Annotated in this window: 30 protein-coding genes; 1 reads left to right on the forward strand and 29 read right to left on the reverse strand. The window is 60.1% G+C overall.

Annotation, left to right across the window (positions count from 1 at the left end; genetic code table 11):
- Positions 1-91 precede the first annotated feature (91 nt).
- From rpsK to DL237_RS07680, 6 genes are all read right to left on the reverse strand, one after another.
- Positions 92-484, reverse strand: a complete 393-nt coding sequence (gene rpsK, locus DL237_RS07655; protein WP_119398459.1) for a 30S ribosomal protein S11 — start codon at positions 482-484, stop codon at positions 92-94.
- Positions 485-499: 15 nt separating this feature from the next.
- Complete coding sequence (rpsM, locus tag DL237_RS07660) at positions 500-868, reverse strand: 30S ribosomal protein S13 (protein WP_119398460.1); 369 nt, start codon at positions 866-868, stop codon at positions 500-502.
- Between the two features lie 357 nt (positions 869-1,225).
- Positions 1,226-1,870 carry an adenylate kinase gene (locus DL237_RS07665; RefSeq protein ID WP_119398461.1) on the reverse strand — a complete coding sequence of 215 codons (645 nt, stop codon included), beginning with the start codon at positions 1,868-1,870 and terminating at the stop codon, positions 1,226-1,228.
- Entirely contained in the window at positions 1,867-3,231 is a 1,365-nt protein-coding gene (gene secY / locus DL237_RS07670; protein WP_119398462.1) for a preprotein translocase subunit SecY, read from the reverse strand. The genes DL237_RS07665 and secY overlap by 4 nt, the downstream gene beginning before the upstream one ends.
- 108 nt (positions 3,232-3,339) lie before the next feature.
- A complete protein-coding gene (gene rplO / locus DL237_RS07675) occupies positions 3,340-3,810 on the reverse strand; it encodes a 50S ribosomal protein L15 (RefSeq protein WP_119398463.1) in 471 nt (156 codons plus the stop codon).
- A 236-nt stretch (positions 3,811-4,046) separates the two neighbouring features.
- A complete protein-coding gene (locus tag DL237_RS07680) occupies positions 4,047-4,601 on the reverse strand; it encodes a hypothetical protein (protein WP_119398464.1) in 555 nt (184 codons plus the stop codon).
- A gap of 451 nt (positions 4,602-5,052) precedes the next feature.
- On the opposite strand from DL237_RS07680, the gene DL237_RS07685 reads away from it, so the two are divergent.
- Positions 5,053-6,372, forward strand: a complete 1,320-nt coding sequence (locus tag DL237_RS07685) for a DEAD/DEAH box helicase (protein ID WP_233544897.1) — start codon at positions 5,053-5,055, stop codon at positions 6,370-6,372.
- Positions 6,373-6,570: 198 nt separating this feature from the next.
- On the opposite strand, the gene rpmD is transcribed toward DL237_RS07685, so the two are convergent.
- From rpmD to DL237_RS07800, 23 genes are all read right to left on the reverse strand, one after another.
- Entirely contained in the window at positions 6,571-6,756 is a 186-nt protein-coding gene (rpmD, locus tag DL237_RS07690) for a 50S ribosomal protein L30 (RefSeq protein ID WP_119398465.1), read from the reverse strand.
- A 12-nt stretch (positions 6,757-6,768) separates the two neighbouring features.
- Positions 6,769-7,341 carry a 30S ribosomal protein S5 gene (gene rpsE / locus DL237_RS07695; RefSeq protein ID WP_119398466.1) on the reverse strand — a complete coding sequence of 191 codons (573 nt, stop codon included), beginning with the start codon at positions 7,339-7,341 and terminating at the stop codon, positions 6,769-6,771.
- Between the two features lie 183 nt (positions 7,342-7,524).
- On the reverse strand, positions 7,525-7,884 hold the full coding sequence (gene rplR, locus DL237_RS07700; RefSeq protein WP_119398467.1) for a 50S ribosomal protein L18: 360 nt from the start codon (positions 7,882-7,884) through the stop codon (positions 7,525-7,527).
- Between the two features lie 11 nt (positions 7,885-7,895).
- A complete protein-coding gene (rplF, locus tag DL237_RS07705; protein ID WP_119398468.1) occupies positions 7,896-8,432 on the reverse strand; it encodes a 50S ribosomal protein L6 in 537 nt (178 codons plus the stop codon).
- Between the two features lie 12 nt (positions 8,433-8,444).
- The gene (gene rpsH, locus DL237_RS07710; protein WP_119398469.1) at positions 8,445-8,837 is read right to left on the reverse strand and encodes a 30S ribosomal protein S8; all 393 of its coding nucleotides are present in this window, start codon (positions 8,835-8,837) and stop codon (positions 8,445-8,447) included.
- A gap of 14 nt (positions 8,838-8,851) precedes the next feature.
- Positions 8,852-9,157 carry a 30S ribosomal protein S14 gene (gene rpsN / locus DL237_RS07715; protein WP_119398470.1) on the reverse strand — a complete coding sequence of 102 codons (306 nt, stop codon included), beginning with the start codon at positions 9,155-9,157 and terminating at the stop codon, positions 8,852-8,854.
- A gap of 19 nt (positions 9,158-9,176) precedes the next feature.
- The gene (gene rplE / locus DL237_RS07720; RefSeq protein WP_119398471.1) at positions 9,177-9,740 is read right to left on the reverse strand and encodes a 50S ribosomal protein L5; all 564 of its coding nucleotides are present in this window, start codon (positions 9,738-9,740) and stop codon (positions 9,177-9,179) included.
- Positions 9,733-10,044 (reverse strand): 50S ribosomal protein L24, encoded by a 312-nt coding sequence (gene rplX, locus DL237_RS07725; RefSeq protein WP_119398472.1) that lies wholly within the window; start codon positions 10,042-10,044, stop codon positions 9,733-9,735. The genes rplE and rplX overlap by 8 nt, the downstream gene beginning before the upstream one ends.
- Positions 10,044-10,412, reverse strand: a complete 369-nt coding sequence (gene rplN, locus DL237_RS07730; RefSeq protein ID WP_005621870.1) for a 50S ribosomal protein L14 — start codon at positions 10,410-10,412, stop codon at positions 10,044-10,046. Before rplN ends, rplX begins: the two co-directional genes overlap by 1 nt.
- Before the next feature lie 121 nt (positions 10,413-10,533).
- Positions 10,534-10,764: a 30S ribosomal protein S17 gene (rpsQ, locus tag DL237_RS07735; protein ID WP_119398473.1), complete on the reverse strand. Its 231-nt coding sequence runs from the start codon at positions 10,762-10,764 to the stop codon at positions 10,534-10,536.
- Between the two features lie 12 nt (positions 10,765-10,776).
- Positions 10,777-10,983, reverse strand: a complete 207-nt coding sequence (gene rpmC / locus DL237_RS07740) for a 50S ribosomal protein L29 (RefSeq protein WP_119398474.1) — start codon at positions 10,981-10,983, stop codon at positions 10,777-10,779.
- A gap of 174 nt (positions 10,984-11,157) precedes the next feature.
- Positions 11,158-12,129: an acyltransferase family protein gene (locus DL237_RS07745; protein ID WP_119398475.1), complete on the reverse strand. Its 972-nt coding sequence runs from the start codon at positions 12,127-12,129 to the stop codon at positions 11,158-11,160.
- Between the two features lie 309 nt (positions 12,130-12,438).
- Positions 12,439-13,059 carry a 2OG-Fe(II) oxygenase family protein gene (locus DL237_RS07750; protein ID WP_119398476.1) on the reverse strand — a complete coding sequence of 207 codons (621 nt, stop codon included), beginning with the start codon at positions 13,057-13,059 and terminating at the stop codon, positions 12,439-12,441.
- 261 nt (positions 13,060-13,320) lie between these two features.
- On the reverse strand, positions 13,321-13,734 hold the full coding sequence (rplP, locus tag DL237_RS07755; RefSeq protein ID WP_119398477.1) for a 50S ribosomal protein L16: 414 nt from the start codon (positions 13,732-13,734) through the stop codon (positions 13,321-13,323).
- A 12-nt stretch (positions 13,735-13,746) separates the two neighbouring features.
- Positions 13,747-14,454: a 30S ribosomal protein S3 gene (gene rpsC, locus DL237_RS07760; protein ID WP_119398478.1), complete on the reverse strand. Its 708-nt coding sequence runs from the start codon at positions 14,452-14,454 to the stop codon at positions 13,747-13,749.
- Complete coding sequence (gene rplV, locus DL237_RS07765) at positions 14,454-14,834, reverse strand: 50S ribosomal protein L22 (protein WP_119398479.1); 381 nt, start codon at positions 14,832-14,834, stop codon at positions 14,454-14,456. The genes rpsC and rplV overlap by 1 nt, the downstream gene beginning before the upstream one ends.
- A 3-nt stretch (positions 14,835-14,837) precedes the next feature.
- A complete protein-coding gene (rpsS, locus tag DL237_RS07770; protein WP_008554066.1) occupies positions 14,838-15,116 on the reverse strand; it encodes a 30S ribosomal protein S19 in 279 nt (92 codons plus the stop codon).
- 3 nt (positions 15,117-15,119) lie between these two features.
- On the reverse strand, positions 15,120-15,959 hold the full coding sequence (gene rplB, locus DL237_RS07775; protein WP_119398480.1) for a 50S ribosomal protein L2: 840 nt from the start codon (positions 15,957-15,959) through the stop codon (positions 15,120-15,122).
- 258 nt (positions 15,960-16,217) lie between these two features.
- Positions 16,218-16,514: a 50S ribosomal protein L23 gene (locus DL237_RS07780; protein WP_119398481.1), complete on the reverse strand. Its 297-nt coding sequence runs from the start codon at positions 16,512-16,514 to the stop codon at positions 16,218-16,220.
- Complete coding sequence (gene rplD, locus DL237_RS07785; protein ID WP_119398482.1) at positions 16,511-17,128, reverse strand: 50S ribosomal protein L4; 618 nt, start codon at positions 17,126-17,128, stop codon at positions 16,511-16,513. Before rplD ends, DL237_RS07780 begins: the two co-directional genes overlap by 4 nt.
- The gene (gene rplC / locus DL237_RS07790; protein ID WP_119398483.1) at positions 17,125-17,967 is read right to left on the reverse strand and encodes a 50S ribosomal protein L3; all 843 of its coding nucleotides are present in this window, start codon (positions 17,965-17,967) and stop codon (positions 17,125-17,127) included. The genes rplD and rplC overlap by 4 nt, the downstream gene beginning before the upstream one ends.
- A 17-nt stretch (positions 17,968-17,984) precedes the next feature.
- Positions 17,985-18,290, reverse strand: a complete 306-nt coding sequence (gene rpsJ, locus DL237_RS07795) for a 30S ribosomal protein S10 (RefSeq protein WP_010137465.1) — start codon at positions 18,288-18,290, stop codon at positions 17,985-17,987.
- 255 nt (positions 18,291-18,545) lie between these two features.
- A partial coding sequence (locus DL237_RS07800; protein WP_147405320.1) for an EF-Tu C-terminal domain-related protein occupies positions 18,546-18,634 on the reverse strand: 89 nt, incomplete at its 5' end.

Here is an 18,634-nt window from a genome sequence, read left to right on the forward strand (position 1 = left end):
GCCCCATGTCCGAGGGCTGGAACTCCCGAGGTTAAAATGACGAAAGAGAGGCCGCGCGAACTGCGCAGCCCCCTTCAAAGACCAGTACGGATCAGACCCGGCGACGTTTCGGCGGACGGCAGCCGTTGTGCGCGATCGGGGTCACGTCACGGATCGAGGTGATGTTGAGACCAACAGCAGCCAAGGCGCGCAGAGCCGATTCACGACCCGAACCGGGGCCTTGAACTTCGACTTCCAGCGTTTTCACGCCGTGTTCCTGTGCTTTCTTGGCGGCATCTTCCGCAGCCATCTGAGCAGCATAGGGCGTGGATTTACGCGAGCCCTTGAAGCCCATGGTGCCAGCGGACGACCACGAAATGGCGTTGCCCTGCACGTCAGAGATCAGGATCTTGGTGTTGTTGAAGCTGGAGTTCACATGTGCGACGCCAGCTGCGATGTTCTTGGAGACCTTTTTCTTGGCCCCACGACGGGTATCACGTGCCATATCTGTTGCGCTCCCTTACTTCTTCTTGCCGGCAATGGCTTTTGCCGGGCCCTTGCGGGTGCGGGCGTTGGTATGGGTACGCTGACCGCGAACCGGCAGGTTGCGACGGTGGCGCAGGCCACGGTAGCAGCCGAGATCCATCAGACGCTTGATGTTCATCTGCGTCTCACGGCGCAGATCGCCTTCGACGGTGAAGTTGGCGTCGATGTGTTCACGGATGGACAGCACTTCGGCGTCAGACAGTTCGTTGACGCGACGGGTGAGATCGATGTTCACGGCTTCGCAGATTGCGCGCGCCGAGGACGGGCCGATCCCGGTGATGTAGGTGAGGGCGATGGGAACCCGCTTTGCAGTCGGGATGTTAACGCCGGCAATACGTGCCAATGTTTCGTCTTCCTTATTGTTGCGGTTCCGTAGCACCAGAACCTTTTTTCACAACACATGACCCGAGGCAGGTGCCAGCGGGCCAGGGTCGTATTCGGCGGTATCATGTCAGGCGACCGGAATCACCTTGCACACGAGATAGGGCTGGGTATTTGGGAAAGCGCGAAGCGTCAACCCCTTTTGCATCCCTTACGGCATTCGCGCAGATTCGGGGGAGGTACGAGGGAGAGATTTTAGCCCGGCAGAGGAGCGCAGCAGAGGCGATCAGGTCTTGCACGCAGCTGCCAGCGCCTGTCGCATCCGGCTGAGGCGACGCCGTCGTAGCCGGAGGCGGCAGAACCGCCCCCGAGAATGGTATCAGGCGTCGAGGATCGCGCCGATCGCGGCCTTGACCACGTGCATTTCGGCCAGGCCGTCAACACGTTCCAGCTTTTCCTTGGCATGATAGTAGCCAAGCAGCGGTGAGGTTTTCTTGTAATATTCCATCAGGCGGGTCTTGAGGCTCTCCTCGTTGTCATCCGCCCGGCGTTTGAAATCCGTCGCGCCGCAGACAGCACATTTGCCATCTTCGGGAATCGGCTTGGTCTTGTCGTGGTAGACTTCGCCGCAATTGCCGCAGGTGGCACGGTGAACGATACGATCCACCAGCGCCTCGTCACGGACGCGCAGTTCGATCACGGCATCCAGGGTTTCGCCCATGTCGGACAACAGCCCTTCAAGCGCGTCGGCCTGTGCCAGCGTGCGCGGGAAGCCGTCAAAGATGAAACCGCCCTTCTTGTCGCCTTCCAGCTTTTCACGGATCAGACCGATGACGATCTCGTCCGTGACCAGCGCACCGCTGTCCATCACGTCGGCGACGATCTTACCCATCTCGGTGCCCGAGCTGCGCGCTTCGCGCAGCATGTCACCGGTGGAGAGCTGGATCATGTCCCGTTCGTCCATCAGAATGCGTGCCTGGGTGCCCTTGCCTGCCCCCGGCGGTCCAAGAAGTATAATGTTCATCGACGCGCTGCCCCTCCTTTGCGTGCCTTTCGTTTACCTTTGCCGCGCAGCTGGGATTTTTCAATCAGCCCTTCGTATTGATGCGCGAGAAGATGCGATTGCACCTGCTGGATCGTGTCCATCGTCACCGAGACGACAATCAGCACCGATGTGCCCCCGAAATAGAACGGGATGGCCAGCTGGCCGCGCAGAACCTCAGGCAGCAGACAGACAGCGGCCAGGTAGGCGGCGCCCATCACCAGGATGCGGTTCACGACGTATTCAAGGTACTCAGCGGTCTTCTTGCCCGGACGGATGCCCGGAATGAAACCGTTCTGGTTCTTGAGGTTGTCAGCCACGTCCTCGGTCTTGAAGGCGACGTTATGGGTGTAGAAATACGCGAAGAAGACGACCATCGCGATGAAGAACAGCAAGTAGAGCGGCTGACCGGGCCCGAAATATGCCAGAAGCGTCGACATCACCGGGCTGGTATCCGTGCCGGAGAAGGTCGAGATCGTGACAGGCAGCAGCAGCAGCGAGCTGGCAAAAATCGCGGGAATGACGCCGGCCGGGTTCACCTTGATCGGCAGGTGCGACGACCCGCCATCATAGACCTTCATGCCGACCTGACGGCGCGGGTACTGGATATGGATCTTGCGCAGGGCGCGTTCCATGAAGACGACGAAGGCAATGGTGGCGATGACCAGAACGATCACGGCGATGATCACGGCGGGGCTGATGGCGCCCGAGCGGCCCGAAGCAAAGAACTGTGCCAAGGCAGCAGGAATTTCAGCGATGATGCCGACAAAGATGATCAGAGAGATGCCGTTGCCGATGCCGCGTGCAGTGATCTGTTCGCCCAGCCACATCATGAACATGGTGCCGCCGACCAGCGTGATCAGACACTCGACCCGGAAGAACAGGCCCGGATCGCTGACAAGATCCCCCGATTCGAGCGACACGGCCAGACCGTAGGCCTGAAGCGTCGCCAGGATCACGGTGCCATAGCGCGTGTACTGGTTGATCTTCTTGCGACCCTGCTCGCCTTCCTTCTTCAGCTGTTCCAGCGCCGGGACCATGGAGGTCATCAGCTGGACGATGATCGAGGCGGAAATGTAGGGCATGATGCCGAGGGCAAAGATCCCCATCCGACCGAGCGCGCCGCCGGTGAACATCGACAGCATGCCGCCGATCCCCTGCCCCGCCCCTTCCATGAAGTTGCGAAGCGCTGCGCCATCAATGCCGGGAACGGGAATATAGGTGCCCAGACGGCAGATGATCAGAAGGCCAATGGTGAAGAAGATCCGCTTGCGCAGGTCTGTCGCCTTGCTGAGCGCGGCCCAGGAGGTGTTGGCCGCCATCTGTTCTGCTGCAGATACCATAAGGCTCTCTCTTATGCATGAACGCCGCCGGGGCCGTTTTCCGGCTCGGCGGCGTTTCTTGGAAAACTAACGGTTAGGTAAGCGGCGCGGACGCCGCCCACAACCTAATTATTCCGCGGCGGCTGCGGCCACCTTCAGCGAACCGCCAGCCTTTTCGACGGCCTCGACGGCCGACTTCGAGGCGCCGGTCACTTCGAGGTTCAGCGCAGTGGCGAAATCGCCCTTGGCCAGAACCCGGATCCCGTCGAGTTTGCGACGGACAGCGCCGGAAGCAACCAGGACATCTTCGGTCACGGGTGCGGAAGCGTCGATCTTGCCAGCTTCAACGAACTTGGCGATCAGGCCAAGGTTGATGACGGCGAATTCTTTCCGGTTCGGCTTGTTGAAGCCACGTTTCGGCAGACGTTGGTAGAGGGGCATCTGGCCGCCTTCGTAGCCGCCGATCGAAACACCCGAACGGGATTTCTGACCTTTGATACCACGACCACCCATTTTACCTTTGCCCGAACCCGGGCCACGGCCAACGCGCATGCGTTTCTTGGTTGCGCCGGGATTGTCGCGCAGTTCGTTCAGTTTCATATCGCTTCTCCTAAGCCGGAACTGCCCCCGAAGCGGAATGGACAGACACGGCATTTTTTGGTTTTGATTCCGGCCCGAAACAGGCCACCCGGGGCGTATAGACGCTGACATGTCCCGGATCAAGCGGGTTTAGCGGATCAGCGGCGCACAGCCCTGTCCAGACAGGTCCTTGCGACCCAAGCGTGCCTGTTGTCCGCCCTGTTTCTTGGCACACCGACAGCCATCGGCCCGCAGCGTTACGCCAATAGCCGGCCTGATGCCGCCGCCCGATCCGGACTGGTCCGCATCGCCGTGTCGATCTGACGCGACAGATGGTGCCGGCAATCCGGGCAGACCTGGTAGGATATCGCCTCGCGCGAGCGGAAGGCCCGGCCAGGCTCCGGCCGCCATGTCGCCCCTGCCTGTACCGACAGGCATTGACTGCATTGCACGACCGCGCGCGGATGACGCAGGTTTCGCCCCTCATGCCAGTGCGGCATTTCGGCCACCAGTTCGTGCCGGAGGCGCAGCCCGTCATCGGAGCGCGGCTCCACCGACATGCAGAAAACCCGGATCATGTCGGGGGAATCGGCACGATAGAGGGCAGACAATGGACAGCCCTGACTGCGGCAGAAGAAAAAGATCGAGTTCATGTAGCTGCGGGTGTCCAGACCGGAAATGAAATTCCAGACCGGATAACCGATCACATCCGTCGCAAATTTGCTGCCGCCATTGGCCATACCGAAGGCATCCCAGCCATCACATACGGCCAAGATGCGGTCATCCTTGCTCAGATCGTAGTAGAGTTCCAAGTGATGCGCCTCCGAAAAGCGCGGCCAGCATGGAAAATTCTACCTTAGGGTGTATTTTCATCAAATGGTGAATATCCGTTTCCTGCGGGAAAATCGTCTTTTCTTGCTATTCCGGCCCGAATATCGCGTCAAACAGGCCCTCAAACGCTCAGGCCGCCGCTGCTGGCGGCGGCGCCTGCGGCAGGACATGCTGCACCTGCATTGACAATCGGGATGCGAGGCGTCATATGAACATCACTGCCGTTCCTGCCGCGTGAGCAGGCCGCAGGGCCATGATTGCCCGCCGGCAGCTTTTCTACACATTGGTTCCCATTTCACGCGGGGGTCCAGCGCCCGGAGACCTCATCGGCATACGGCCATGGGGTTCGTCTCGGGCGTAACCCACGAGTGACGCGCTGTCCTGCAAGGGCCAAGCGCCCGCTTGCAAGCGGGTGGCATAGTGCCGCCTGCGATGAAGGACGATCTATTGGATTTCGACATGCTGGGACTGCCGTCCCGCCTTTGCGCCAACATGAAAACGCTTGGCATCACTGATCCCACCCCTATCCAGACACAAGCCATCCCGCACGCCATGAATGGCCGCGACGTGATGGGTCTGGCCCAAACCGGCACCGGCAAGACCGCTGCCTTTGGCCTGCCGCTGCTCAGCTCTCTGCTGCGCATGGAAGGCCGCCCGCAGCCCAAGGGCGTGCGGGGCCTTATCCTTGCCCCGACCCGCGAACTGGCAAAACAGATCCTGGACAACCTGCGCGCCTATGCTGACGGCACCTCGGTCCGCATCACGCTGGTCGTTGGTGGCGCCTCGATCAATGCACAGATCAGCAAGCTGCAAAAGGGCACCGACCTGCTGGTCGCCACCCCCGGCCGGCTGATCGACCTGCTGGATCGTCGCGCGGTGCGCCTTGACGAGACCAAGTTCCTGGTGCTGGACGAAGCTGACCAGATGCTGGACCTGGGCTTTATCCACGCACTGCGCCGCATCGCGCCGCTGCTGCCCAAGGAACGCCAGACCATGCTGTTTTCGGCCACCATGCCGAAGCACATGGGCGAGATTTCGTCGGCTTACCTGACCGACGCCGTGCGCGTCGAGACGGCCCCTCCGGGCAAACCGGCCGAAAAGATCGACCAGTATATCCACTTTGTGCAGCAGGGCGACAAGACCCAGCTGCTGATCCAGCACCTGGACAAGCACCGCGACCAGGCTGCGCTGGTCTTCTCGCGCACCAAACATGGCGCCGAACGGTTGATGAGCCAGCTTGAGCGCGCCGGTTATTCCGCCGGGTCCGTCCATGGCAACAAGAGCCAGGGTCAGCGCGATCGGGCGCTGAAGGCGTTCCGCAATGGCGACCTGAAAGTGCTGGTTGCCACGGACGTTGCCGCGCGCGGCATCGACATCCCCGAAGTGCGTTACGTCTACAACTATGATCTGCCGAACGTGCCGGACAATTATGTCCACCGTATCGGGCGGACAGCGCGCGCGGGTCGTGAAGGCACCGCCATCGCTTATTGCGCCCCCGCCGAAATGGGCGAGCTGCGCGACATCCAGAAGGTCATGGGCCGGGATATTCCCGTGGCCGGTGGCGAAGCCTGGGAAGTCCGTGGCGGCGCATCCAAGAACGGTGGCGGACGTGGCAAGGGCGGCGGCGGCGGCAATCGTGGCCGCGGTGGCCCCGGTGGTGGTGGCGGTCGCGGCAAGCCCGGCGGCGGCTTTGGCAAATCCGAAGGCCATTCGGCCAAAGGTGGACGCCGCCGCAGCCCTCGCGCCGCCTGATCGACCAAACACCTGAAGCTTTGAAGCACCCCCGGAGAGATCCGGGGGTGTTTTTCGTTGAACCAGACGGCGTGCCGCATCAGCGCGTCGCGGCACGTGCGAAGGAATGGGCGGCCCCTCCAACGCAAAACGCCCCGATCCTGCGATCGGGGCGTCTTTAAGATGTTCATCAGGCGGGACGAACCCGACCGTCAGAGATCAGGGCTTTTCCTCGATGATCTTCACCATGTGAGGGATCGAGTTGACCATGCCGCGCACGGAAGGTGTGTCTTCCAGCTCGCGGGTTTTGTGCATCTTGTTCAGGCCGAGACCGATCAGCGTCTGGCGCTGCTTGGCGGGACGGCGGATCGGGGAACCGATCTGTTTGACGACGATAGTTGCCATGTCGGAACCTCCTTACGCTTCTTCAGCCACTTGCGTGGACTGGGCCGGGGCCTCGTCACGCTTGGGCAGAATGTCGGCCACTTTCTTGCCACGACGCTGTGCGACGGAACGGGGCGACGATTCTTTCGTCAGACCGTCGAGCGTCGCGCGGATCATGTTGTAGGGGTTTTGCGAACCGGTCGATTTTGCAACGACGTCCTGGACGCCCAGCATTTCGAAAACGGCACGCATCGGACCACCTGCGATAATCCCGGTACCGGTCGGAGCGGAGCGCATGACCACTTTACCAGCGCCATGACGGCCCTCGATGTCGTGGTGCAGGGTGCGACCCTCGCGCAGAGCGACGCGGATCATCTGACGCTTGGCTTGCTCGGTGGCTTTGCGAATGGCCTCGGGGACCTCTTTCGCCTTGCCTTTGCCGAAGCCGACGCGGCCTTTTTGGTCGCCCACAACCACCAGAGCGGCAAAGCCGAAGCGCTTACCACCTTTAACGGTCTTGGACACACGGTTGATCGCGACGAGGCGATCTGCGAATTCCGGGGATTCGTCGCGGTCGCGGCGGCCTCGGTTGTCATCTCTTGCCATTGTGGCTTCCTTGTATTTCTGGGGACTGACCTTGCGGCCCTGCCCCGTTTTCCCAATCCAGGTGAGAGGGTGTCTCCCGGATCATCGGGGCGCTTGCGCCCTCTTGAATGGTGCAGGGTGCGTGGAAAACCACGCACCCTGCGGGATCGTCGTACCTGCGCGCAGTTGCCTGCGCACCGGTCCTTAGATTTTCAGCCCACCTTCACGCGCGGCGTCGGCCAGAGCCTTCACCTTGCCGTGGAAGAGGAAACCACCGCGATCGAAATAAGCCTCTTCGACGCCCGCCTTCTTGGCGCGCTCCGCAATGGCCGCGCCCACTTTCGTGGCCGCTTCGATGTTGTTCTTGCCAACCACGCCCAGATCCTTCTCGAGGGAAGAAGCCGCGGCAATGGTGACGCCGTTCACATCGTCGATCAGCTGTGCGCTGATGTTCTTGCTGGAGCGGTGAACCGACAGGCGAAGACGCCCGGCATTCACGGCCCGCAGTTTGTTCCGAACGCGCAGGCGGCGCTTCAGAAACAGGGTTCTTTTGCTGTTTGCCATTTTCGCGTTCCTTACTTCTTCTTACCTTCCTTGCGGAAGATATACTCGTCTTTGTACTTGATGCCTTTGCCCTTGTAGGGTTCGGGGCGACGCCATTCGCGGATATTAGCCGCAACCTGGCCGACGAGCTGTGAATCAGTGCCTTCGACGACGATCTGCGTCGGTTTCGGCGCGGTCACGGTGACCCCTTCCGGAACATCGAAGTTCACTTCGTGGCTGAGGCCCAGGTTCAGCTTCAGGACCTTGTCGCCCTGCATCTGCGCCCGGTAACCAACGCCGACGATCTCAAGCTCTTTCTTGAAACCGACGGTGACACCTTTGACGAGGTTGGAAACCACGGTCCGCGACATGCCCCATTGCTGGAGCGCGCGCTTGGACTTGCCACGCGGGGTGACGGTAACCTTGTTGTCTGCCGACTCGATTGTCACATCGTCCGTAGCGGTGAAGGAGTGGGTGCCTTTCGGCCCCTTCACTTCAACGGTCTGGCCCGAGATCGTCGCGGTGACGCCCGAGGGCAGCTCGACAGGTTTTTTACCAATACGAGACATTAACAGACCTCCTTAGAATACGGTGCAGAGCACTTCGCCGCCAACATTGGCGCTACGTGCTGCTGCATCCGACATCACGCCTCGCGACGTGGAGACAATCGACACGCCCAGGCCCTGACGGACCGAAGGGATGTCTTTGACGCTCATGTAGACGCGGCGACCCGGGGTCGAAACCCGTTTGATCTCGCGGATGACAGGAGTGCCTTCGAAGTATTTCAGGCTGATTTCGAGGGTCGGGTGACCGTTGACATCAGTGCCCTTCTCATAGCCGCGGATGTAACCTTCGTCCGCCAGCACATCCAGGACCCATGCGCGCAGCTTGGAAGCCGGCGTGGAGACCACGGATTTGCCGCGCATCTGAGAGTTGCGGATACGGGTGAGCATATCGCCGATAGGATCGTTCATATCTTATGCCCTCCTTACCAGCTCGACTTGACCAGGCCAGGGATTTCACCCTTGGAGCCCAGTTCACGAAGCATGATCCGCGACATTTTCAGCTTACGGTAGTAAGCATGCGGACGACCAGTCAGCTGGCAACGGTTGTGCAGCCGCGTGGCCGAGCTGTTGCGCGGCAGTTGTGCAAGCTTCAGGGTGGCGCGGAAACGCTCTTCCATCGGCTTGGATTGATCGTTGATGATCGCTTTCAGAGCGGCGCGCTTGGCGGCGTATTGCTCCACCAGGTGCTGGCGCTTCTTCTCGCGCTCGATCATGGATTTTTTAGCCATATCTATCTCCCTCGCGCGATCAGCTGTTGAAAGGCATGTTGAAGTGTTTCAACAGCGCCTTCGCTTCCGCGTCGGTTTTCGCGGTGGTGCCGATGACGATATCGAGGCCCCAGACTTCATCGACCTTGTCGAAGTTGATCTCGGGGAAAACGATATGTTCCTTGATGCCCATGGCATAGTTGCCACGGCCGTCGAACGATTTGCCCGAAACGCCGCGGAAGTCGCGGATACGGGGCATCGCGATCGTGATCAGACGATCAAGGAATTCGTACATGCGGTCACCGCGCAGGGTCACCTTGGTGCCGAGCGGCATGTCTTCACGAACGCGGAAACCAGCGATGGATTTCTTGGCGACAGTGATGAGAGCCTTCTGGCCTGCGATAGTGGTCAGATCTTCCTGGGCCGATTTGGCTTTTTTGGAATCACGGACCGCTTCGGCGCCACAACCAATGTTCAGAACGATCTTGTCCAGACGCGGGATCTGCATGTCGTTCTTGTAGCCGAACTCTTCTTTGAGAGCGGCCTTGATGGTGTCGGCGAACAGAACCTTCAGACGCGGGGTGTAGGTCTCAGAATCAAGCATCGATCACGTCCCCCGTGGTCTTGGCAACGCGGACTTTCTTGCCGTCTTCAACTTTGAAGCCGACGCGGGTCGCTTTGCCGTTTGCGTCTACAAGTGCCAGGTTCGACAGGGCGATCGGCATTGCCTTGGGAATGCGGCCACCCTGCGACGTCTGTGTCTGACGGGTCGCGCGGATTGCCATGTTCAGGCCTTCGACGACGGCTTTGCCGGCCTTGGGATCGACGGACGCGATTGCGCCGGTCTTGCCCTTGTCCTTGCCAGTCAGAACGATGACCGTGTCGCCTTTGCGGAGTTTAGCAGCCATTACAGCACCTCCGGCGCCAGCGAGATGATTTTCATGAAGTTCTTGGCACGCAGCTCACGAACAACCGGGCCGAAGATACGCGTACCTACGGGCTCGTTGTTGTTGTTCAGGATAACGGCGGCGTTGCGATCGAAGCGGATCGCGGTGCCATCTTCACGGCGAACTTCTTTGGCGGTGCGTACGACGACGGCCTTGCGGACGTCACCTTTCTTTACGCGGCCGCGCGGGATGGCTTCCTTGACGGAGACGACAATAATGTCGCCTACCGAAGCGTACTTACGCTTGGAGCCACCCAGAACCTTGATGCACTGAACTCGGCGAGCGCCGGAGTTGTCAGCGACATCCAGATTGGTCTGCATCTGGATCATGTGGTTTCTCCCGACCTGTGGAAGCTCTGATGATCAACAGAGCCCCAGGGTTTCGATTGAACCGGGAAATGTTGCCCGGCTTCACGGTAACAGGCCCACCCTTGCGGGCGGGCCTTTCCGATCAGCTGGCGATCACTTCCCAGCGTTTCGTCTTGGATTTCGGAGCGCATTCCTGAATGCGGACCGCATCACCTGTCTTGTAGGTGTTCAGTTCATCGTGAGCCCGGTATTTCTTGGACTTACGGATGGTCTTTTTCAGAACCGGGTGCGTGAAACGACGTTCAACCGACACGGTGACTGTTTGTTCGTTGGCTGCCGAAGTGACGACGCCTTGAAGGATACGTTTGGGCATCTGGGTCTTCCCTTATTCCGAAGCCGCTGCCGCAGCAGCCTTTTCATTCAGCACGGTGAGCACACGGGCGGCCTGACGGCGCGCGACGCGGATCTGTGCGGGGTTTTCCAGTTGACCGGTCGCTTGCTGAAAACGCAGGTTGAATTGCGCTTTCTTCAGCTCTGCCAGCTCCTCGCGAAGCTGGTCCGGAGTCTTCTCACGAAGCTCGATGGCGCTCATGGCGCTTCCTTTCCTTCCTTGCACCGGCGGGCCCCTGAGAGGGTGACCCGCGAATCCGGTGGGTTATTTCAGAACAATGAGCGCTGCCTATACGCGTGGTGATGCCACGTTGCAACCCCTTGCAGACAAGGACTGCCCGCGTTTTAGCAGCAAAAGCCCCCGTACGGCCGAAGGTCAGACACCGAAGAACCGGCCGGCCGCCCTGCGCCCCAGCAATTGGCGCACAACAATGGCCGCCAGATAGGTCAGCACGAGTGTCAGCACGATGACGAAGGGGATCCGCAGCGCGGCAGCAGTTGGAAGGTAGTGTGAGGCTTTCTCTGCCAACCGCATGAAATTGAGGTGGTACAGATAGATGAAGAACGAGCTTTGGCCCAGCGGGATCAGCAGGTTTGTCGAGGTCATGGGCCGCGCGGAACCGGTGCGCGGCGCCATCACCAGCAGGACGACCATCACCGAGACGAGGATACTTGTGAGCTTGGTCTGGGAACTTGCCAGCCCAATGCCATGACCCGCCAGCACCGCCGCTTCCAGGAAACTCAGAATGAGTGCCGCGCCGAGGCCGATCAGAACTGGCCCCCGCTTGAGACGCGCCACGATATCCGGACGCAGGCCAAGCCAGAGCCCGAGGTGGAAGCTCGGGCACCAGACGAAGAAGGGTAGCGCCCGAAAGGGAAAGGCACTCAGCCTGTGCCCGCTCCAGACAAACACGCTGGAGTAGGTGAAAACCGCCCCGAGGACCACGCCAATGACCATTGCCACGAGATGCGCCTTGGCCGAGCGGAGACGCAGCAGGATGGGAGTGAGGATCAGAAATTGCAGGAAGACGACGACGTAATAGCCGATACTTATGCCCTTCCCCGCAAAAAGCATCATCACCAGACCTTGGGGCGACGACAAAAGCCCGTGGTGAAACAATGCCGAGGTTATGAGGAAGGCAATCACATAGGGGATCATCACACGCTTCAACGTTTTTGCGGTCGAGCGCCCTGCCCCGCGAAAAACCGCGCGCCGTATGAAAAACCCTGACAGAGCGAGAAATGCAAATACGGGAAAATTGATCAGCTGGCGCAGAGCAATGGAGGGCGAAAGAGCGAGGCCGCCGGGATCCGGCATCGTGATGGTCAGCCCGTGAATTGCGACCACTGACAAGATGCAACCCCGTTGATCTTGTCGAAGTAACTGTCCCGCTCGGCCATTATATCTGTCCGCTTCATGTACGAAGGTGTCAAATCAATCGATGCGCTTGCCAGTTGAGGTTACGCATCCCCCAGGTAATGACAGAAGTCATCCGGCAAACACCCGCAAGTCGCAACACCAAAAGGCGGGTCGCGACGGGACACCGCCGCCCGCCAGAAGACACCTGCCGAAGATTGAGCGTATGAGTGCGATATACGCCTTCAGGCGCATTGGCTGGGCGGCAGCGTCGGAAATGACACCTCTGGGTCATGTCCCTCATCCCCAGGCGTAGTTGAAGCTGATGCTGATCCGGTCTGCCTCGGTCATGTTCATTGGCACCTCGTGGCGCAGCCAGCTTTCCCACAGCAGCACGTCGCCGACTGCGGGTGCGACGTAGACGAAGCTCTTCAACTCTTCGCGCACGTCCTTGCGGCGCACTGGCGCGGCCATCATCATTGGCAGACGCGGATCTTCGAGCTTGAGAGCACTGGTGCCTTCGGGCATGGCGACATAGGTCGTCCCGCTGATCACGCTGTGCGGGTGGATATGAGAGCTGTGCGTGCCGCCCTCGGGCAGGATGTTGATCCAGAGGTCCTCAAGCTTCAACGCCTTGTCGCCCAGGTCGAAGCCCAGGTCCTCGGCAAAGCTGGCGACATGGGCATCCAGCAGCTTGACCAGATCGCCGAAGATCGGGAAGCGCCACGGCAGATCGGTCAGTGACGCATAACTGGTGTAGCCGGGATAATCATTGTCCTCGCACCATTCCTGCCCCGCCTCGTCATCCTCTGCGATGGAATAGCATGAGGCTTCCAGCTCATCCGCGTCGACGGTGGCACCTTTTTCGGACAATGCGGCGCGGTAGAGACGTGTGGCAAAGAGGGACCGGATATCGGACATGACGAAACTCCTTTGAGGGCTTGCGCCGAGGCGAACGACATGGGCGGCGTGAAGTCAAACGAAAAAGGAAGATGTGCAATGCCACGGCGCCGTCGCGCGTTTCGCGGCTTAGCCGGTTCAGACACGTTCGGCCGGGAAGAGATCGTCGCATGAAACGAAAAGGCCGAAACGAAAAACCCCCGCCGACGTATCAGCGGGGGTTTTCCAATCTGTCGACGGTAGGCGGCCTGCGCGATGACATCGCGCCCGCCGCTCCCTGACTTACCAGTCTTCGCGAACGACGACGCGGGTTTTGATCGGCAGTTTCATCGACGCAAGGCGCAGGGCCTCACGTGCGACTTCTTCGCTGACGCCGTCGATTTCGAACATGACGCGGCCCGGTTTCACCTTGGCTGCCCAGTAATCCACGGAACCTTTACCTTTACCCATACGGACTTCGGTCGGTTTCGAGGTCACGGGCAGATCCGGGAAGATCCGGATCCAGACACGGCCCTGGCGTTTCATGTGGCGGGTCATCGCGCGGCGAGCCGCTTCGATCTGACGAGCCGTCACACGCTCAGGCTGAGTCGCCTTGAGGCCAAAGGTGCCGAAGTTCAGGTCCGAACCGCCTTTTGCCAGACCGTGGATACGGCCCTTGTGCATCTTGCGGAATTTGGTGCGTTTCGGTTGAAGCATATCACTCTCTCCTTACCGGCCGCGACCGGCGCCACGAGGGGCGGGTCCGTCCTGGAGTTCCTGTGCCTTACGGTCACGCGCCTGCGGATCATGTTCCATGATCTCGCCTTTGAAGATCCAGACCTTGATCCCGATGATGCCATAGGGGGTCGAAGCTTCGGCGTGGGCGTAATCGATGTCGGCCCGCAGGGTATGCAAAGGCACGCGGCCTTCACGGTACCATTCGGTCCGTGCGATCTCGGCGCCGCCAAGACGGCCACCGACGTTCACACGAATGCCCAGTGCACCCATGCGCATGGCGTTCTGAACCGAACGCTTCATGGCGCGACGGAAGGACACACGACGTTCCAGCTGCTGCGCGATGGATTCGGCAACGAGAGCCGCGTCCAGCTCGGGCTTGCGCACCTCAACGATGTTCAGGTGCAGTTCGCTGTCGGTCATTTTCGCCAGCTTCTTGCGCAGAACCTCGATGTCAGCGCCTTTCTTGCCGATGATCACGCCCGGACGTGCAGTGTGAATGGTCACACGGCATTTCTTGTGGGGGCGTTCGATGATCACGCGGGCAATACCGGCCTGCTTGCATTCGGTCTTGATGAACGCACGGATTTTCAGGTCTTCCAGAAGAAGATCACCGTAATCCTTGGTGTCCGCGTACCAGCGGCTGTCCCAGGTGCGGTTGACCTGAAGACGCATACCGATCGGATTGACTTTCTGACCCATTATGCTTGCTCCTCGACCTGACGCACCTTGATGGTGAGTTCCGAAAACGGCTTCATGATCTTGCCATAACGGCCACGGGCGCGCGGACGGCCACGTTTCATCACCAGGTTCTTACCGACATAAGCCTCGGCGACGATCAGCTCGTCCACGTCCAGGCTGTGGTTGTTCTCGGCGTTCGCGATCGCGGACTGAAGGCATTTTTTCACGTCTTCAGCGATACGCTTTTTCGAGAAGGTCAGATCGTTCAGAGCCTTGTCGACCTTCTTGCCGCGGATCATCGCTGCAACCAGGTTCAGTTTCTGCGGGCTGGTACGAAGCATGCGCAGTTTTGCCATTGCTTCGTTGTCTGCCACGCGGCGGGGGTTCTTTTCCTTGCCCATGACTTACTTCCGCTTCGCTTTTTTGTCTGCAGCGTGACCGTAATAGGTCCGGGTCGGGGAATACTCACCGAACTTCTGACCAATCATGTCTTCCGAGACGTTGACAGGGATATGTTTCTGACCGTTGTAAACGCCGAACGTCAGGCCCACGAACTGGGGCAGGATCGTCGAGCGGCGCGACCAGATCTTGATGACTTCGTTACGACCGCTTTCGCGTGCCGCCTCGGCCTTCTTCAGGACGTAAGCGTCAACGAAGGGGCCTTTCCAAACAGAGCGTGCCATAGATTAGCGACCCTTCTTCTTCGCGTGACGCGAACGGATGATGTATTTATCCGTCGCCTTGTTCTTGCGGGTTTTGTAGCCCTTGGTCGGTTTACCCCAGGGGGTAACCGGGTGGCGACCACCGGAGGTCCGGCCTTCACCACCACCATGGGGGTGGTCGATCGGGTTCATGACAACGCCGCGAACGCTCGGGCGGATGCCCTTGTGGCGCATACGACCGGCCTTGCCGTAGTTCTGGTTCGAGTTGTCGGGGTTCGACACGGCACCAACAGTCGCCAGGCATTCCTGGCGCACCATGCGCAGTTCACCCGACGACAGGCGGATCTGTGCGTAGCCACCATCACGACCAACGAACTGGGCGTAGGTACCAGCGGCACGTGCGATCTGACCACCTTTACCGGGCTTCAGCTCGATGTTGTGAACGATCGTACCGATCGGCATCCCCGAGAACGGCATCGCGTTGCCCGGCTTGATGTCGGCTTTCTGGCTGGCGATGACCTTGTCACCGGTTGCCAGACGCTGCGGCGCCAGGATGTAGGCCTGTTCGCCATCGACGTATTGGATCAGCGCGATGAAGGCGGTGCGGTTCGGGTCATATTCGATCCGCATCACGACGCCTTCGACGTCAAATTTGTTCCGTTTGAAGTCAACGATCCGGTAGAGGCGTTTCGCCCCGCCGCCACGACGGCGCGAGGTGATCCGTCCGGTGTTGTTCCGGCCGCCCGATTTCGTCAGACCCTCGGTGAGGGCTTTGACGGGGCGTCCTTTCCACAGCTCCGAACGGTCGATCAGCACCAGCCCGCGCTGGCCCGGCGTAGTCGGCTTATACGACTTGAGTGCCATGCTTTCTGTCTTCCGTTTAGCAAGTGCGACCGCCGTTTCCCGAAAAAGGGACGTGAGGCCGCTATGTATTGGGTATTTGCCGGGCGGATGGAAAGGTCCGCAAACGACACACTACCCTGAATTAGGGCCCCGAAGGTCCCCGGTGGGATGAGGCGAAGGATCACTCCGGCCCCTTGGTCGATCACGGGGTTTTCCCCGCCTCCGACCAAAACACATGGCCCCGGAGAACCGGGGCCATGGTAGATTCGCGGCTTACTATCAGAGACCTGTGGTCACGTCGATAGTGTTACCCTCTTCCAGGGTGACATAAGCCTTCTTGACGTCTTTCCGCTTGCCCAGCTGACCGCGGAAGCGTTTGACCTTGCCCTTGGTGATGGTCGTGTTCACGGCCTTCACCTTGACGTTGAACAGGGCTTCAACTGCTTCTTTGATCTGCGGTTTGTTCGCGGCGATATCGACTTCGAAAACCACGGCGCCTGCTTCGGACGCCATCGTGGCTTTTTCGGTGATGACCGGCTTGCGGATCACGTCGTAATGTTCTGCTTTCGCGCTCATTTCAGACGGGCCTCCAGAGCTTCGACAGCCGACTTCGTGAGCACAAGGGTGTCACGACGCAGGATGTCATAAACGTTGGCGCCCATCGAAGGCAGCACGTCCAGACCGTCGATGTTGGCGGCGGCACGGGCGAACCCTTCGTTGACAGCGGCGCCGTCAATGATCAGGGCGCGTTTCCAGCCCAGGCTTGCGACCTGCTTGGCCAGAACCGAGGTTTTGCCCTCTGCTTCTGCATTCTCGATGATGACCAGCGAGCCCGCTTTTGCCTTGGCCGAAAGCGCGTGCTTCAGACCCAGCTTGCGGAACTTCTTCGTCAGGTCATGCTCGTGGCTGCGGGGCGTCGGGCCCTTGTAGATACCACCCTTGCGGAAGATCGGCGCCTTGCGGGACCCGTGGCGTGCGCCACCGGTGCCTTTTTGGCGGTAGATCTTCTTGGTCGAGTAGCTGACCTCGGACTTGGTCAGGACCTTGTGCGTACCCTGCTGCTGCTTGGCACGCTGCCAGCGAACCATGCGGTGCAGGATGTCCGCACGCGGCTCCAGGCCGAAGATCTCGTCGCCGAGATCGACGGAACCGGCGCTGGTGCCGTCCAGATTGATCACGTCGAGTTTCATTCTTCGCCTTCCTTCTTCTCAGCCTGAATTTCGGCTTCAGCCTCTTTCAGACCCGCTTCTTCTGCGGCGGCTTGCTCGGCCAGTGCTGCCTCTTCGGCGGCCTTGGCTTCAGCTTCGGCGGCAGCAGCAGCTTCGGCAGCGGCTTTTGCAGCTTCTTCAGCAGCAGATTTCAGGGCTGCGGGCAGGATCGCGTTCTCGGGGAACGGTTTCTTGACAGCATCCTTGACGGTGACCCAGCCACCTTTCGAACCCGGAACCGCACCCTTGATCATGATCAGGCCGCGATCTGCATCGGTCTTGACGACCTGCAGGTTCTGCGTGGTGACGCGAACGGCACCCATGTGACCGGCCATCTTCTTGCCTTTGAAGACCTTGCCCGGATCCTGACACTGACCGGTCGAACCGTGCGACCGGTGAGAGATCGAAACACCGTGCGACGCCCGCAGACCGCCGAAGTTGTGACGCTTCATCGAGCCCGCGAAGCCTTTACCGATCGACGTGCCGGACACGTCGACGAATTGGCCAGCGAAGTAGTGGTCGGCGGTGATTTCCTCACCGACGTTGATCAGGTTGTCGGGGTCCACACGGAACTCGGCAACCTTGCGTTTGGGTTCGACATTTGCAGCTGCAAAGTGACCGCGCATGGCTTGCGAAGTCCGCTTGGCCTTGGCCGTGCCCGCACCGAGCTGAACGGCCGAATAGCCGTGTGCCTCGGAGGTGCGCTGAGCCACAACCTGCAGTTTGTCGAGTTGAAGCACGGTCACAGGAATCTGTTTACCGTCTTCCATGAACAGCCGGGTCATACCGACTTTCTTTGCGATGATACCGGAACGCAGCATAATATCCGTTGCCTCCCTTACACCTTGATCTCGACATCCACGCCGGCGGCGAGGTCGAGCTTCATCAGCGCGTCCACCGTCTGCGGGGTCGGATCCACGATGTCGAGCAGACGCTTGTGCGTCCGGATCTCGAACTGATCGCGGGATTTCTTGTCAACGTGAGGACCACGGAGAACCGTGAACTTCTCGATCTTGTTGGGCAGCGGGATCGGGCCACGGACGGTCGCGCCAGTGCGCTTCGCCGTGTTCAGGATTTCCTGCGTGCTGGAGTCCAGGACGCGGTAATCAAATGCCTTCAGCCGGATGCGAATGGTTTGGCTCATGTTGTCAGCCTTTCGCGGCGTTGGAGTTGATAGGACGAGCAGGAATCACCCCTGCCCCTCGTCGAACCCACGCGGCGGACCCTGAAAAACAAGGCAACCCGCCGTTTGGAATTGGCGCGGAATACGTCGTGCGCGGACCTATGTCCAGCACAAGTTTTCCTTTTCGTAACCGGAAGAGAGACGGCGGGGTTTCCCCCGCCGTTTCTTCCCGTTCGTGACCCGTTCGGCCGGGCCCCGCAGTGCGGGGCGCCCGACTTACTTCAGGATTTTCGAGACGACGCCGGAACCGACGGTACGGCCGCCTTCACGGATGGCGAAGCGCAGCTTCTCTTCCATGGCGATCG

It is taken from the genome of Pseudooceanicola sediminis (assembly GCF_003575965.1).
Lineage (GTDB): Bacteria > Pseudomonadota > Alphaproteobacteria > Rhodobacterales > Rhodobacteraceae > Pseudooceanicola > Pseudooceanicola sediminis.

Coding starts and splice junctions, on each gene's coding strand:
- rpsK (WP_119398459.1), bottom strand. CDS start 484: ATGGCACGTGATACCCGTCGTGGGGCCAAGAAAAAGGTCTCCAAGAAC.
- DL237_RS07665 (WP_119398461.1), bottom strand. CDS start 1,870: ATGAACATTATACTTCTTGGACCGCCGGGGGCAGGCAAGGGCACCCAG.
- secY (WP_119398462.1), bottom strand. CDS start 3,231: ATGGTATCTGCAGCAGAACAGATGGCGGCCAACACCTCCTGGGCCGCG.
- rplO (WP_119398463.1), bottom strand. CDS start 3,810: ATGAAACTGAACGAACTGCGCGACAATCCCGGCGCAACCAAGAAACGC.
- DL237_RS07685 (WP_233544897.1), top strand. CDS start 5,053: ATGAAGGACGATCTATTGGATTTCGACATGCTGGGACTGCCGTCCCGC.
- rpmD (WP_119398465.1), bottom strand. CDS start 6,756: ATGGCAACTATCGTCGTCAAACAGATCGGTTCCCCGATCCGCCGTCCC.
- rpsE (WP_119398466.1), bottom strand. CDS start 7,341: ATGGCAAGAGATGACAACCGAGGCCGCCGCGACCGCGACGAATCCCCG.
- rplR (WP_119398467.1), bottom strand. CDS start 7,884: ATGGCAAACAGCAAAAGAACCCTGTTTCTGAAGCGCCGCCTGCGCGTT.
- rplF (WP_119398468.1), bottom strand. CDS start 8,432: ATGTCTCGTATTGGTAAAAAACCTGTCGAGCTGCCCTCGGGCGTCACC.
- rpsH (WP_119398469.1), bottom strand. CDS start 8,837: ATGAACGATCCTATCGGCGATATGCTCACCCGTATCCGCAACTCTCAG.
- rpsN (WP_119398470.1), bottom strand. CDS start 9,157: ATGGCTAAAAAATCCATGATCGAGCGCGAGAAGAAGCGCCAGCACCTG.
- rplE (WP_119398471.1), bottom strand. CDS start 9,740: ATGCTTGATTCTGAGACCTACACCCCGCGTCTGAAGGTTCTGTTCGCC.
- rplX (WP_119398472.1), bottom strand. CDS start 10,044: ATGGCTGCTAAACTCCGCAAAGGCGACACGGTCATCGTTCTGACTGGC.
- rplN (WP_005621870.1), bottom strand. CDS start 10,412: ATGATCCAGATGCAGACCAATCTGGATGTCGCTGACAACTCCGGCGCT.
- rpsQ (WP_119398473.1), bottom strand. CDS start 10,764: ATGCCCAAACGTATCCTTCAAGGCGTCGTCACTTCGGCAGCCAACGAA.
- rpmC (WP_119398474.1), bottom strand. CDS start 10,983: ATGAGCGCCATCGAGCTTCGTGAGAAGACTCCGGACCAGCTTCGCGAG.
- DL237_RS07750 (WP_119398476.1), bottom strand. CDS start 13,059: ATGTCCGATATCCGGTCCCTCTTTGCCACACGTCTCTACCGCGCCGCA.
- rplP (WP_119398477.1), bottom strand. CDS start 13,734: ATGCTTCAACCGAAACGCACCAAATTCCGCAAGATGCACAAGGGCCGT.
- rpsC (WP_119398478.1), bottom strand. CDS start 14,454: ATGGGTCAGAAAGTCAATCCGATCGGTATGCGTCTTCAGGTCAACCGC.
- rplV (WP_119398479.1), bottom strand. CDS start 14,834: ATGGGCAAGGAAAAGAACCCCCGCCGCGTGGCAGACAACGAAGCAATG.
- rpsS (WP_008554066.1), bottom strand. CDS start 15,116: ATGGCACGCTCTGTTTGGAAAGGCCCCTTCGTTGACGCTTACGTCCTG.
- rplB (WP_119398480.1), bottom strand. CDS start 15,959: ATGGCACTCAAGTCGTATAAGCCGACTACGCCGGGCCAGCGCGGGCTG.
- DL237_RS07780 (WP_119398481.1), bottom strand. CDS start 16,514: ATGAGCGCGAAAGCAGAACATTACGACGTGATCCGCAAGCCGGTCATC.
- rplD (WP_119398482.1), bottom strand. CDS start 17,128: ATGAAACTCGACGTGATCAATCTGGACGGCACCAGCGCCGGTTCCGTC.
- rplC (WP_119398483.1), bottom strand. CDS start 17,967: ATGCTGCGTTCCGGTATCATCGCAAAGAAAGTCGGTATGACCCGGCTG.
- rpsJ (WP_010137465.1), bottom strand. CDS start 18,290: ATGAGCCAAACCATTCGCATCCGGCTGAAGGCATTTGATTACCGCGTC.